The organism is Pontiella desulfatans (assembly GCF_900890425.1).
Taxonomy (GTDB): Bacteria; Verrucomicrobiota; Kiritimatiellia; order Kiritimatiellales; family Pontiellaceae; genus Pontiella; species Pontiella desulfatans.
Genome location: NZ_CAAHFG010000004.1, coordinates 945,515 through 959,834 on the forward strand (window position 1 = coordinate 945,515; position 14,320 = coordinate 959,834).

The following is a 14,320-nucleotide window of genomic DNA, read 5'->3' on the forward strand; positions in this document are numbered from 1 at the left end:
TCCTTCCTTACTCCTTCTCGATCCGGATCCGGTCCACGACGAGATGGCCGGGGCCACGAACGCCGACGACGAGCTGCCACTTGGGATTGTCGTTGGTCTTCAGCTCCATGGTTTCCGAGCCGGAGGTTCCATCGGCACCTTTCCAGGCCTTCATCATCTTTTCGCCGGCTTTCTTGTCGCCGGTGAAGTTGGCGTAGAACTCGCTATTTGCGCCGAGGCCCTTGGACGTCCAGTCGAGGGTTAGCGTATAGCGGCTGTTGGGTTTGAAGCTGTTCTTTGGGGTTTGCAACGCGCGGTTCCATGAATTGGGTTGGGCGTTCATGGCGCTGATTTCAAAGCCGGCGCCTTCGATGGCTCCATCGTTGCCGACCGTTAGCTTTCCCGTTTGGGAGGGGGCTTCCTGCACCGGGCCGGCGCTGTAGCGATAGGCCATGCCCTTGGCCAGGCCGGGTTCGTTGTAGGCCGCCATCTGGCGCTTGAGTTCGTCCATCATCTTTGCGCCGATGCCGGCATATTCGGGGTTGGTGTAGAAATTCACCAGCTCATCGGGATCCTTTTCCAAGTCGAAGAGCCAAGGAATGTCGTCTTCGCAGATCACCAGCTTGTAGCGGTTGTTCACCGCGCAGACCCAGCCGCTGGCGGATGAGGTGATGTAGACGATCCGGTCGTCGTCGATCCGGGGTGCCGGGGAGGTGAACGCCGCGGCATCGTTCTTGCCATGGGAACTGGGAATGCCGGGGGCTCCCATAAGCCCGAGAATGGTTTGCGGGAAGTCGACGGTGGTGTAGGCCGTGTTGACCACCTTGCCCGGGGCGATGGCCGCCGGCCAGCGGATCAGGAATGGAATCTGGGCGGAGGTGGCGTAGGGCACGCCCTTGTTGTGGCGCTTGTGTTCCCCCATCAGGTCGCCGTGGTCGGACGTGAACACCACGATCGTGTTCTTGTTCAACCCGTTGGCTTCAAGCCATAGAAGCAGGCGTCCGACATTGTCGTCGATGCATTTGACCATGCCGAAGTAACCCTGCATCTTGTGCTGTTCAAGCGAGTCGACCAACTCTTTCGCCTTGCGTCCCCAGGCCGGCATGGACTCGGGCGGAACCTCCATGGTGCGCGGGTTTTCGAAGTGCAGGTGCTTGAACAGGGTGTCGTACGGCGGGCGCACGCTGTTCGGCGTGTGCGGATCGGGGATGGAGAGCATGACGGCGAACGGCTGTCCCTTGTCGCGCTCCAGGATTTCCAGCACGCGGCTGGTCAGGTAGTCGGTCGTGAAATTCTCCGGCGTCGACTTGGAAACACTGAATTTGGCGTTATGCGTGTTGGGGACAAGGCCAAGGACGACCGGTTTGCCGTTTTCATCGTGGCCGAGTCCTTTCCAGTGGCCGCGGTTCATCATGTAGCGGTTGTCGGAAAAGCCAAACTTGCGCGCCGGTCCAAAGCCCGGTTTGGCGTCGCCGTCGAGGTGCCACTTGCCGACGTACGATGTGGCATACCCCTCGCTCTCCAGCACCGAGGCGAACGTTTGAAGGCCGTCGTGCAGTGGCATGTCGTTCACCGGCGAGCCGGTGGCAACGGGGTAGAGGCCGGTCACGAACGAAGCGCGCGAGGGCGTGCAGACCGGCGACGAGGCATAGTAGCTCGTGCAGATGGCGCCTTCCTTCGCGAGCCGGTCGATGTGTGGGGTGTCGACCTTGACGCCTTGGCCCCAGACAAACGCCTGGTCTTCGCTCAGCTGCTCGCGGTAGCAACCCAGCGTGCGGAAGTTATGCTCGTCGGTATGGATGATCAGCAGGTTCGGTTTCGTCGATTTCGCGGCGAGCGTGTTTTTGGCGACTGCGGCAATGCCGGCGCCAGCCATAAGCGTGGTTGCAAAGTTTCGTCGATTCATGAGGGTTCCTTTATACGGGCTTTCATACTAGACGGAACAGGTTCGTTGAAATGGACGTTTTGGCAAACTGGCCTTTCGGATAGGGGGGGGGCTTGCAGAACCCATGGAGTTAATCTTGCTCAAATCCGCGTGGGGAGTACGTTGTTGTGAATTGAAGTGGACTTTGTTGCCAACAACCATGTTTGAATGGGATTACAAAAATTATCTGTCACTCTACTCACATGTTTAAGCATCCATGGCTATTAAAAAACTATCACCCTTCAGAGGAAGAGAAGGTTGAGAGAAAATCGGATAAATTCTACTGGGTCTGCCTGGTCGCCTCGGCACTCCTTTTCGGGGTTTACGGGTTTTGGGTAAACTATTTGGAACTGATGTCAAGAGCCGTGCGCGCATTGTCTATTCCTGCAGCCCTCATGGCATGGGCATTTACGATGCTGTTGGGTTTCTGGATTAGTGGAACTTTATCGAGAAGAGGAAAATATATAGCTGGTGCTTTGATTCTTATAGTGACCCTCGTCATGACGAATTCAATATGGCCACTTATAGATTAGAGCATTTCACGAATGAAATGCCGCAACCTGATGGAGCGACCGGTTCCACCCGGTCTTCCGTTCGAACGGGTTCAGTCGAGGTGGAACTCGACCCTCCATTACGGCATCTCAATTGTTCAAGGCTCTAAAGGACATAGGGCCGGTTGTTTTCCAGTCCGGGTTCCTCGAATTTCTTCATCTGCTTGAACAGCTCGTCCTGCAGGCGCTTGGCGGTGTCGGCATAGGCCGGGTCGGTGTAGAAGTTGACCAGCTCGTCGGGATCTTTTTCGAGATCGATCAGCCACGGCTTTTCCGTCTTGTCGAGCACGAGCTTGTAGCGGTTGTCGACCGCCGCCACCCACCAGCCGCCGTTCTTGGCGAAGTAGGTGATGCGGTCGTCCACCACCTCTTGTTGCGGGCCGAGGAAATCGGCCGCGGTGTCGAGGCCGTGGAACGGGGCATCGGTTTTCACATTCATGAGAGCGAGCGTGGTCGGAGCGAAGTCCACATTGGTATAGGCCTTCCGGATAATTTTTCCGGCCTTGATTTTTTTCGGCCAGCGGATGACGAACGGGATTTTGGCGGAGGCTTCGTAGGGCACGCCCTTGTTGCGGCGGTTGTGCTCGAAGAACATGTCGCCATGGTCGGCGGTGAAGACGACGATGGTGTTTTCCGCCAGGCCGTTGTCATCCAGGAATTTCAGGATGCGCCCGACGGAGTCGTCGATGTGCTTCACCATGCCGAAATATTGGCGTAGCGCCGCGGCGTCGAAGTCCGCGGCTTCGTTGTGGTCGTCCTTGCTGGACTTGGATGCCCACGCGGGTTTGACCGCGGTGTATTCCGGCGCCATGGTTTTCGGCGGTTGGAGATCCATGTGGTCGAACAGGGTGTGGTAGGGCGGGCGCGCATAGTCCGGCGTGTGCGGATCGGGAATGGAGAGCATGTGGCAGAACGGTTTGCCCTTGTCGCGCTCCAGGATTTCGAGCGTGCGGTCGGTGAAGAAATCGGTCATGTGCACCACCTCCTCCTGCGGCAGCTTGGAAACCGACTTGTCGCCTAGTCCGCCTTTGACGATCTTGCCATCTCTCACGTGGAAAAACGGCGCGTGGCCACCATCCATCATAAAGCGGTTGTCGTCGAAGCCGGCGTTGTATTTCAGGTCGAACAGATATTTCCCGTTGCCTTCGAGATGCCACTTGCCGACATACGACGTGGCATAGCCCTGGTCGCGCAGGATCGTCGCGAAGGTCGGGATATCCTGCCGGAGATGCAGGCCGTTCTTGGGCGCGCCGGTCGCCTGCGGATGCAGGCCGGTGATGAGCGATGCGCGCGAAGGCGTGCAGACCGGCGACGAGCAATAGTAGCGGTCGCAGATGGCGCCCTCATCGGCGATCCGGTCGATGTGCGGGGTCTCCACGCAGTTGCCCTTGCCCCAGACAAACGCCTGGTCTTCGCTCATCAGCTCGCGGTAGCAGCCGAGCGTGCGGAAGCTATGCTCGTCGGTATGGATGACCAGCAGGTTGGGTTGCCTGGATTTTCCTGCGAGCGTGTTGCGCGCGATTGCGGATATGCCGGCGGCGGAGGTCAATAGGTTGAAGTTGCGTCTGTTCATGGTGTCCTACTTGTTTGGAAGGTTAATGCTCTTGATGAAGAAGGTTTCCGCCGGTAGCCCTTCGTGTTGGGTCAGCACGGTGACGGCCTGCTTGCTTCCCTTGGGCAGGGTTTTGCAGCAGACCAACCGTACCATCGTTTTCTCGAACGGCGCCAGTTCGCGAACGGAGCCCGTCGCCAGTTCCTGGTCGGCCTTCTTGCCGATCAGCAGTTTGACCGATCCCGGCTTCGATGCCACTTCGCCAAAGTTCGTGACCTCGACATAGGCCTCGAGTCCCTCGTCGGTATATTCAAACACCGGGGCAATGGAGGAGAGCTTGGGCAGGCTGAATTCAACCTCGGGCAGGCGACTCCAGGCATAGAGCAGCTCGCCCTTCTTGGTTTTTCCCATCAGCTTGCCGGCAAAGTTTTCGGTAGTGAATCCGGTGTCGGCGCCGCCAAACACGAGAACCAGATCCTTGCCGGCTTTTTCGGTCTTCAGCAGCTTGCTGCCGCGTCCATGGTTCACTTCCGTCGAGGCGCCGAAACGCAACGAGTCGAGATCGATGTGCTTCTTCGGGTTGAAGCCTTTTTCGGCCATGATCTTCACGCGGGTTTCCTTCGTGTCCGCGGTGATGGCCTTGGTGTTCATCAACTCGATGAGCTTTGCCACCTGTATCGGAATAATGATGTGTTTGGAGTTATGGGTGTCGTTAGGCAGGTCGGAATGTTTATCGGAGTCGATCACCGCAAAGTGGGCCTGAATCGGCCGGCCGTGTTCGTCCTGCAGGAAACGGAGCCGCTCAAACTTATACCAATCCAGCACCGTTCCGTCTTCATAGCGCGCAATGCCCGGCACATAGGCCTCGCCCGGTTCCGTGATCCAGTGGAAGCCATCCTTCGAACGGAGGTGGTAGGCGATGCGCCCCTTCCAGTCGTTCACGATCATGTTGTATTGAACCGCATCCTTCCACAGGACGGGATCCTCGAAGATGCCCGGCACCTTGGGGTAGACCGACTCGGCGCTAACCTCCTGCCAATCCTCGCCGCCCTCCTTGCTGGCCCAAATGTAGCCGCGGCGCGATACCGCGAGGTGCGATCCGTCCGCCCGCGGCGCGAATGAAAAGTTGACGTAGTTCTTGAAGGCGTAGCGTCCGCGCTTGTCGAAGTTGTAGGTGCGCGCCTTCCACGGGCCGTTCAGGCTGTCCGAGGAATAGAAGCGCCCGTGCGTTGAATAGATGCAGTATTCGCCCTGTGCGTTTTGATAGAGCTCCGGGTTGTGCCCCGGCCCGATCCAGCCTTGATAGGTATACGGCCCCATCGGGTCGGTGGCGGTGGCATGGACGATTTCCGAATCGAAATAACCAAAATGGCCGCGCGGTTCGTTCTCCGGCCAGCGCGCGGTGTAGAGGTGGAACGTGCCGTCGTCGTCCTTGACCGGGAAGCCGCACCAGTACGACCAATCCGGGGCTTCGATCCCGTTGGTGACATCGCGCGGTTTCACGTTGTCGCCGCCCCAGGTGTCGGAGGTCATCCCGCCGCGCATCGGCATCGGCAGGAACAGATCCTTGAACGGGCCGCCGTGCACCAGGTTGCTCCACGCCGCCGGACGCTCGCGCACCACGCTGTCGCCAAACGCGCATGTGGCGGCAAGAAGCATGCATGGAATCATCACTGGTTTGCTTCCCATCTTTATTCCCCCAGGGTTGTTGCATGGGTTTTACGCAGCTGCAGGTAGCGGCTGAACATGGCGTCGACGCGCGGCTTGTATTCGGGATTCAGAACCAGGTTTTCCAAGCTCTCCTCGAAAAGGTTGTCCTTCAGGTTGTAGAGCGCAACCGGTTCCAGGGCCGCCAGCATGGCTTCCGCGTTGAACTTGAAATCCTTCACCGGGGCCTTCACCTTCATGATCAACTTCCACTCCGCATCCCGGATGGCGAGGGACGGGCCGCCGGCCGCCTGGTGCATCAGGTTGGCATGGCGCTCCTTCACCTCCTGCCCCAGGAACACCGGCAGCAGGTTCATCGAGTCCATCACCAGTGAACGGTCGATCGGCTGCCCGGCTAGCGTGGCGATCGTCGCGACGGTGTCGTGAGAGATGATCGGCTCGTCGGAAACGGAGCCCGGTTTGATCTTGCCCGGCCAGACGGCAATGAACGGAACGCGGTGCCCGCCTTCCATGATCGAACCCTTGCTACCGTTCAGTCCGTTGCTCGTGTCGTGTCCGGCCGCCTTCATATCCTTGTCCCAGGAAAGGCCGCCGTTGTCGGAGGTGAAGATGAACAGCGTGTTGTCATAGACGCCGGCCTCCTTCAGCGCCCGCACCAGCATGCCGACCTGGACATCGAGTTCCTTGATCATGTCGCCATGCTTGCCCGGCGTGGTTCCCTTGATCTTGACGCCGTCCAGCTCGACGGGCGGTGCATGTGGAATATGCACGGCCTGCGAGCAGTAGTAGATGAAAAACGGCTTGGCGGCGTGTTTCGCAATATAGTCCACGCCCTTCTTTGCGAGGATCGGGCCGGCCTGCGCCGGATCCCAGTTGGAGTCGGCAATGCCACGGCGGTCGAGGTGTTTCTTCGAGGTGGAATAGTGCGTCTGGTCGGCGTCGATTTCCTTGATCACCGAATCCTCGCCCAGTTTCATCCAAACCTGGTTTTCGTAGAATGCGAATGGAATGTTCTGAACGCCCTCGGGTAGTTCGCAGGCATAGTCGAAGCCAAAGTGCAGCGCGCCTCCATCCTGTTTCTCCCAGTTAACCGGCGTGGTCAGCCAGGAACTGCCGAGGCCCCATTTCCCGAAGAATGCCGTCTGGTAGCCGCCTGCTTTTGCGATCCGCGCGCTGGTCGTCCACCCGCCCGTATCGATGCCCGAGTCCGCTTCCGGCTTCCACACGCCGAACGCGCTGTGGTTGCGGTAGGAATAGTTGCCCGTCAGCATCGAAAAGCGCGTGGGGGCGCAGAGCGACGCCGGGGAGTGGGCATCGGTGAAGCGCATCCCTTCGGCAATCAACCGGTCGATGTTCGGCGTTTCCACAAGCACGTTTGAGCCGCGCTCGCGGACATTGAAGCTGATATCGCCCAGGCCAATGTCGTCGGCCATCACGAGCACCACGTTCGGTTTGCCGGCCGCCCATGCCGCGGTTGCCATCATCAATGCGGTAACTGCCACAGCTGTTTTCATCATTCCAACTCCTTCTTTAAATCGCTATGCCGATGTAACGATATACAGTATCAAGTCTGGACGCGAAACAGGTGCGCCATTGCGGATTAAATGTGCGTTATATCGCCACGTTTCGCCCCCGTCCAAACCAGGGGTGGCCACGCATCTCGCCACGGCCGTGGTCAGATGCGTGGCCACCCCTGGTCGGATCGGTAGTGAATTTTGAAGTGAACGTCGTCCCAAAGTTAATCGGAACCGAAGCGGGCGGGACTTCCGCACGCACGGGCGGCTTTGCTGTTGGGGGCGAATCCGGAGGTTACGCCCGACCAACTATGCGACACACTAAAGCCCTGCAGGGATTGCCCATTTTTGTGGTCTGCCTATTTCCCGGTGAAGGGCTGGGTGAGTTCGATGTCGATGAAGCGGAAGAGGCCACAGTCGATGCCGACCTTTATGGCCGACGGATCGGAGAGGTCGAAGGTTTCCTTGCTGAGCAGGTCGGTCATTTTCGTTGCTTTGATATTCTGGAGTTTGACGGTGGCGGTTTTGGCGGAGGGGTCGATGTAGCCGCCGTCGATGAGCGTCAGGCGCAGGTGGGTGGGGGAGGTCTGCGCACAGACCCACGCCACGTCGCCGGAGACCGTGACCGGCAGATGCTTGGCACCGTCGATGATGTCGGTTTCGATGGTCTTGTAATATTCATCGGCTTTGAAGGTCTGGGTGCCGTCGGCGGAGATATAGTTGCGCCCATCGGTGATGTATTCCTTCAGGATGCCCTTGTACATCGGGTGGAGGTGGTCGGCCAGTTTGCCGCGCGGGGCGGACGGGTCGGCAAACGTGCCGGTCTGCGGCGGGGTCATCATGACGATGCCGTTGGGGTAGGGCGGCAGATAGTTGAGGCGGCGGTCGTTCACGCCGGCGGCATAGCGCGAGAAGTCCCACTCCGTATTCGGCGCGCCCGGCCAGCTTCCGTTGAGGCGGCCGAAGACCATCGGGTTGGCATCCTCTTCTTGCTGGTTGAAGAAGGTCATCCACTTCACGTTGTTGCCGGTGTCGAGGAAGCGCTCGTCCGGCGTGGTCATGCCGAGGTGCACCGGCGAGAGGCTGACGAGCTCGCTGCGGCCGGGGACATAGAGCGCGCCCTTGGCGATCAGTTCCCAGAGGATGGACATGTAGTCCTGGTCGACCGGGAAGTTGTTGAGGTAGGTGGCGCCGCAGGAAATGTTGTAGATCATCTGGCGCAGGAAATGGTTGGGCAACTCCTGGTGGGAATGCTGGCGCGTGCGGTCGAAGCTGGTGTTGTCGCGCGCGCAGCGGGCACCCCATTGATCGACCGATCCGGCGGCCCAGATGCCCAGGCGCGCGGCCACGCTCTGCTCCATGGTTTTGTCGGTGGTTTCCTCCAACGCCGGAACAAACACATCGGCATATTCGCCGGAGATGAGCTTCGACCACATCGGCAGGTAGACGATGCCGTTCCAGAAACCATGCTTGGTCCGGATGAAGATGTTGCAGTTCTTGCCCCGTGCATGTTGCGCCATCGGATAGAAATGGTTTTCCAGCACCCAGGCAAAGTGCTCGTCGTGCTGTTCGAGCTCGGGATAGATGGTGACGACCTTCTTGCCCTTTTCCCGGGCCATGTCGAAAATCTTTTTCTGGGTCTGAAGGCTGGTCTGGAAGGGATCGTTGCCGTGGCCGCCCCAGTAGGCGATGCCCGGCGCCCCGTCGAAGTTTGCGGCGATCTCCTTGACCATCCCATCGCTGGAGAGGATGTATTTTTTGCGACGGTCGCGCTTCTTCCGGTAGACTTCGTCGAAGGAGGAGCGATCGACGTCTTCCACGCGCGGAAGGTGTTTGCCGTTCATGAAGACCGGGCTTGTGTGGTTGGCTTCGATTTCGGCAATGGCCGGGTGGTCCCGGTTGTCGGTCATGAAGGTGACGGGCGGGACGTCCTTTTCCCATGAAGGTTTCTTGAACGACTGGAGTTGTTCGCGGGCTTCGGCGGTCTTGTTGATGATGGCGGTGATGTTGCCGGGTGGTTGGAGGGCGGCATATTCGTGTTTCCAGTCTGGGTCGTCGAGGTTGATGATGTGGATGCAGCTGCCGCCGCTCTGGGCGCTGGCGAGCACGATGAGGTTCTTGCCCTCGGGCTTCCACATGTCGTTGTATGAAAAACGGTTTGCGAGCACCTCGGCCTCTTTGGCATCCACGTCATCCAGATCGGTGGGCAGCAGGAGGATCTTGGAGCCGAACAGAACGAAGAGCATGGCGTTCTTTCCTTCCTTGACCAGCTCGGGCTGGACCACGCGATAGCCGAAGCCATCGACCTTGTTCTTGAGCTGCTGGATGCCGAATTGTTTCTGCCGGGCTTCATCGATGTCGAAGGTGCCGACATACGCGTCCTGGATCATGGACGTGGCGCCCGTCAAGACCTCGTCGTTGCCGTCGCCGTCCAGGTCGGCGGTCCGGAGCTCGCCGACCCCGCCGGAGAGCTTCGTGACCTTGTTGAACGGTTTTTCCTCCAACGGTTCGAAGCAGTAGAGATGGCCGGCGGCGCCGGTGCTCCAGATGGCTGCGTGCACCGCGATGGCGTCGCCGCCCGTTTTGCGCCGGATCGGGCGGATGAAGTTGGCGACGTGCTTGTTGGCTTCCGGCAGGATCTTGTCGGACTTGCCCCAGGGCTTCTCCTTCGAATAGAGCTTGGATTCGATGGCCTTGACCAGCGAGCCCTCCGGCGAGAGGTAGTATATGTTCATGTCGTAGCTGCCGCAGACGATGTAGGGCACGCCGCCTTTGCGCACCACGCAGACGGCATTCATTGGCGCGTCGCTGGCCTTGAACCGCCAGAGCAGGTTGCCGTTGGCGTCCAGGCAATAGAGGTGGCCATCGGCGTTGGCGGCCAGGATTTCATCGGTCTTGTCGCCGGTGATGTCCGCGCACCACAGGTCGTGGTTCATGAAGCCGGAGAGTTCGTTTTTCCAGCCAACGGAACCTTTCGGCGAAACGGCCATGATGGTTCCATCGTAGTCGCTGGCGACCATGAAGGAGGCCCCGTTCTTCTGCGCCGTTCGCACCTTGCAGATCGTGTGGCCGGTTTCGATGCTCGTAATGGCGGAACCGAACGCCGAGGCGGCCATCAGCGCCGTGGTTAGAACAAGTGTCGTTTTCATCATCAATCCTCTCTTCATGGGTGTTGCCGAATAAACGCAATGCGATCGGCGGTTTGGACGCAAGCGGCATGCACGCTTGCGTCTTGTTTATGCGCCATTCCGCCATGGGGTGGAGCGCTGTTCCCCGCTAGGGCTGGCTAATGTTCAGCCGGAAGAAGAGGTGGTCGTTGGTGCCGCCATGGACCTGGCGTTCGGCTTCGGTGTAGGCCGGGTTGGTGGTTGCCGAACTGGAGGTTGAGTCCCACGTGCTGCTCCAGGTTCCCGACACGAGGTTGTCCGTCCATTCCGCGAGATATTCGATGCCGGGGTTGGTGTGGCCGACCTGCCAGTTGTAATAGCTGACGACGTTTCCGATGCCGTATTCCATGTACGGAACCTTTGATGCCACTTCCGGGTTGGTGGCATCGCCGCCGAGTGCATATTCCTTCAAGTCGGATTCGCCGTCGTGGTCGTAGTCGGCGCCGGAATTGCCGGAAAGGCCTTTCTCGCTGGCGTGCTCGCCCCAGCCGTTTTCCGGGAAGAAGGGTTCGCTCAACCGGATGTCGATGAAGCGCCAGAGTCCGAGCGGCACGTCGATCGAAGCGGTTCCGCCGGCGGTGCCGTAGGTGGTGCCGTCGAGCACATCCTTCACCAGAACGGGGTCGACGGTGTTGAACGTAACCGTGGCCATGCGCGCCTTGGGGTTGAGGTAGCCGCTATCCACCACGGTCAGGCGCAGGTTGGTGGGGGAGGTCTGGGCGCACACCCAGGCGACTTCGCCGGCCACCGTTAGCGGGAGCTGCGAGGCGCTGGCGGCGATGGCGTTGGCGACCGTGGTGTAGTAGGTGTCGGCCGCGTTGGTGGTGGTGCCGTCGCTGGAGATATAGTGGCGTCCGTTGCTGATGTATTCCTGCATGATGTTCTTGTACATCGGATGCAGCTTGTTGCGCATCGCGCCGCGCGCGGCGTTGGTGTTGGCGAACACGCCTTCCTGCACCGGGGTAACGAGCACCGTTCCGTTCGGGTAGGGCGGGATGAAGTTCTGGCGGCGATCCTTCACGCCGGCGGCATAGCGCGAGAAGTCCCATTCGGTGTTGGGCGCGGCCGGCCAGGTGCCGTTCATGCGGCTGAAGACAAACGGGTTGTCCTGCTCGAACGCCTGGTCGTAGAAGGTGATCCATTTGTTGTTTTCGCCGTCGTCGAGATAGTGCTCGTCCGGCTCGTGCATGCCGAGGTGCACCGGGGAGAAGCTCACGATTTCCTCGCGCTTCGGGACATAGAGCGCGCCCGTTGCCACCAGTTTCCAGGCGAGGCTCTGGTAGTCGGCATCGACGTAGGTGACGTTCAGGACGCTCGCACCACCGGCCAGGTTGTAGACCATGTTGCGCAGGAAATGGTTCGGCAGGCGCTGGTAGGAGTGCTGGCGCTGGCGGTCGAAGCTTGGGTTGTCGCGCGAGCAGCGCATCCCCCAGCTGTCGAGCGCGCCGCTCGCCCACAGGCCCTGGCGGCCAACGATGCTCAACTCGCAGGTTTTATCGGTGGTCTCCTCCAGGCCGGAGGTGAACACTTCGGCATACTCGCCGTTGCGCATGCGCTCCCAGGCCGGCAGATAGACCGCGCCCTGCCAGAAAATGTTTTTGTTGCGGATGAAAATGTGTGCGTTGTTGGTGCGCGCATATTCCGCCAGCGGATAGAAGCGGTCTTCCATCACCAGCTCGAAGGCCTCCGACGAGCCGTTCATTTCCGGCCAGATCAGGACGGTCTGTTCGCCGTTCTGCAGATCGATGATCCCTTTGAGGGTGTCCAGGCTGTAGTAGTAGGGATCGTTGCCGTGTCCGCCCCACATGGCGATCCCTTCGCCGCCATCGTCCTCCGCCGCAACCTGGCCGAGGATCCACGACTCCGTTTTCACATAGTTCCTGCGACTGTCGCGCTTGTCGCGGTAGGTGGGGTTGTCCGCCAGCACGGTGTCGCGGTTCCAGTCGGCGGGGTCCTGGGCATAGCTGTCCCAATAATAGTTCATGAACACGGGGGTGTCGGAATAGCCTTTGATGTCGAGCGCCTCGGGGTGCGTCGGATCTGCGCCGGTCAGGATGACCTCGATCGGATCGCGTTCCCAGGCTGGCTTGCCGAAGCTTTCCAGGTCGGTCCGGACCTTCGCCGTGTTTGCAAGGATGGCTGCGATCTTGCCCGGCGGTTCCAGGTTTTCGTAGTCGGTCTGCCAGTCGGGATGCTGCGGATCGATGATGTGGATGCAGCTGCCGCCGCTTTGCGCGCTGGCCAACAGGATCTTGCCGCTGCCCGGATCCTGCCACAGGTCGTTGAAGGCATAGGAGCATTGCAGGTTGGAGGCGGAGCTGACCAGGTTGCTGTCGCCGCTGGGTGTGGCGATGAGCAGCGTCGCGCCGCACATGATGAAATAGTTATCGGTGCCCCCGTCCGGGAACAGGACGGCCTGGGTGACGCGGTAGCCATTGTCCTGCTTGCTGCCGGTCAGCACCCAGCGGCGCTCTTCGCCGGTGGCGGGATCCAGGTGCATGATCTGGTCATCGTTCAGGCTGGAGGAGCCCATGAGGATTTCGTGGTTCCCGTCGCCGTCCTCGTCGACAATCTTCAGGTCGCCGTACACCTTCGCGCCGCCGATGTTGTTGGTGGAGTAGGGCAGGTCGGCGAGCGGTTCGAACAGGTAGATTTCGCCGTTGGATTGCAGGGCGCTCATGGAACCGTGCACCACCAGTTTTTCGGAGCCATCGCTCTGAGGCAGCGGGCGCAGGAAGGTGGCGTTGTGCAGGCGGTCCGGCGGCGCGTTGTCGCCCCAGGTGTTGGCGATGGAATAGGTCTGGGAATAGATCGACTTCACCTGCGCGCCGGTGGCATCGAGATAATGGATGTATTTGTCGTAGGCGCCGCAGACGACGTAGGGCGTCCCGTTCGACTTGACGCTGCAGACGGTATACATGGGCGGCAGGTGGCCGCCGGCGTTGGGCGCATAGTGCCAAAGCAGGGTGCCGTCGATGCCGAGGCAGTAGACCGTGCCGTCGGCATTGGCGACCAGGATTTCGTCGGAGCCGTTGCCCGTTAAATCGCTGCACCAAAGGTCGTGGTTCATGTAGCCGGAAAGGTGGTTCGTCCACAGCGCGGTGCCATCCCATTCCATGCCAAGAACCGCGCCCTCGTAGGTGCTGCCGATAATCCGCGTGTGGGTCCCGTCGATCGCCGTGCGCACCTTCTGGATCGTCCAACCGGTTTCGTGGCTCGTCAGCGGTTGCGGCGGTTCGACGGGCGAACCGGGGGCGGTCAGCGATACGTTGTCGATCACGCCGCCGCTGCCGGAATCGGTCGCCAGCCGGAGGCCGATGTAGTCGTAGTCGGAGACGTCGCCGAGGCCGGCGGCATAGCCGGACAAATCAAGGTCGGTCGAGAAATGCCGCACGGTTCCGGCGGTTCCGGTGAATGTTGCCCTCGACGTGTTGATTTCGCCGGTGCTGTAGGTGCCATCCAGCAGGTCGGCATATCCGGCCGCGCCGTCGAGGTTGCTGATTTTCCACGACTCGTAGTTGATGCCGATGAAAAAGGTTCCGTTGGTGGGTGTTCCCGTGTTTTTCCAGCCGATCAGCTGGTAGGTCAGGTCGAGGTCCGTGCCGGTGTCGCCGGCCGGGGCCGTCCAGTCGAACGCAAGGCGGAGCGTGTCGCCCGCTTGCGTCGTGACCGCATTCACCTGGGCCAGGCCGCCCTGCGGGCGCGTGGCGGTGTTGGAGGCAACGCCTCCGCCGATGTCCCAGGTTCCCTTGTGGTCCCAGCCCGCATCGAGTTCGGAAAACACGGTTGCATTGTTGCCGGTGTCCGCGCCGGTTGCGCCGGTCGAGAAAGACCCGTCGTTCAAAAGCTCGGCCTGGATGCCGACGGCACCCGCCACGATGCCTAAAGCCAGGTTCCAACATTTCATCCTGCATGTTCCTCTCTTTAATCCGTCGTCCGGCCTTCGGAAGGCGGGGCTGATGGCG

6 protein-coding genes are annotated in these 14,320 nt (G+C 60.2%); all 6 read right to left on the reverse strand.

Features of this window, described 5'->3' with window-relative positions; all coding sequences use genetic code 11:
• Positions 1–7: 7 nt before the first annotated feature.
• The 6 genes from E9954_RS29575 to E9954_RS29600 all read right to left on the reverse strand — a co-directional run bounded on the left by E9954_RS29575 (position 8) and on the right by E9954_RS29600 (position 14,262).
• Entirely contained in the window at positions 8–1,885 is a 1,878-nt protein-coding gene (locus tag E9954_RS29575; protein ID WP_136082897.1) for a sulfatase family protein, read from the reverse strand.
• Between the two features lie 675 nt (positions 1,886–2,560).
• Positions 2,561–4,027: a sulfatase family protein gene (locus E9954_RS29580; RefSeq protein WP_136082898.1), complete on the reverse strand. Its 1,467-nt coding sequence runs from the start codon at positions 4,025–4,027 to the stop codon at positions 2,561–2,563.
• A gap of 6 nt (positions 4,028–4,033) precedes the next feature.
• Positions 4,034–5,695 carry a glycoside hydrolase family protein gene (locus E9954_RS29585; RefSeq protein WP_136082899.1) on the reverse strand — a complete coding sequence of 554 codons (1,662 nt, stop codon included), beginning with the start codon at positions 5,693–5,695 and terminating at the stop codon, positions 4,034–4,036.
• A 2-nt stretch (positions 5,696–5,697) separates the two neighbouring features.
• Positions 5,698–7,191 (reverse strand): sulfatase family protein, encoded by a 1,494-nt coding sequence (locus tag E9954_RS29590; protein ID WP_136082900.1) that lies wholly within the window; start codon positions 7,189–7,191, stop codon positions 5,698–5,700.
• 356 nt (positions 7,192–7,547) lie between these two features.
• Positions 7,548–10,340 carry a PQQ-binding-like beta-propeller repeat protein gene (locus E9954_RS29595; RefSeq protein WP_222847370.1) on the reverse strand — a complete coding sequence of 931 codons (2,793 nt, stop codon included), beginning with the start codon at positions 10,338–10,340 and terminating at the stop codon, positions 7,548–7,550.
• A 124-nt stretch (positions 10,341–10,464) separates the two neighbouring features.
• Positions 10,465–14,262, reverse strand: a complete 3,798-nt coding sequence (locus E9954_RS29600; protein ID WP_136082902.1) for a hypothetical protein — start codon at positions 14,260–14,262, stop codon at positions 10,465–10,467.
• Positions 14,263–14,320 lie beyond the last annotated feature (58 nt).

Excerpts from the sequence above, each read along its gene's own strand:
- E9954_RS29595 (WP_222847370.1), bottom strand. The coding sequence starts at position 10,340 with ATGATGAAAACGACACTTGTTCTAACCACGGCGCTGATGGCCGCCTCG.
- E9954_RS29580 (WP_136082898.1), bottom strand. The coding sequence starts at position 4,027 with ATGAACAGACGCAACTTCAACCTATTGACCTCCGCCGCCGGCATATCC.
- E9954_RS29585 (WP_136082899.1), bottom strand. The coding sequence starts at position 5,695 with ATGGGAAGCAAACCAGTGATGATTCCATGCATGCTTCTTGCCGCCACA.
- E9954_RS29575 (WP_136082897.1), bottom strand. The coding sequence starts at position 1,885 with ATGAATCGACGAAACTTTGCAACCACGCTTATGGCTGGCGCCGGCATT.
- E9954_RS29590 (WP_136082900.1), bottom strand. The coding sequence starts at position 7,191 with ATGATGAAAACAGCTGTGGCAGTTACCGCATTGATGATGGCAACCGCG.
- E9954_RS29600 (WP_136082902.1), bottom strand. The coding sequence starts at position 14,262 with ATGAAATGTTGGAACCTGGCTTTAGGCATCGTGGCGGGTGCCGTCGGC.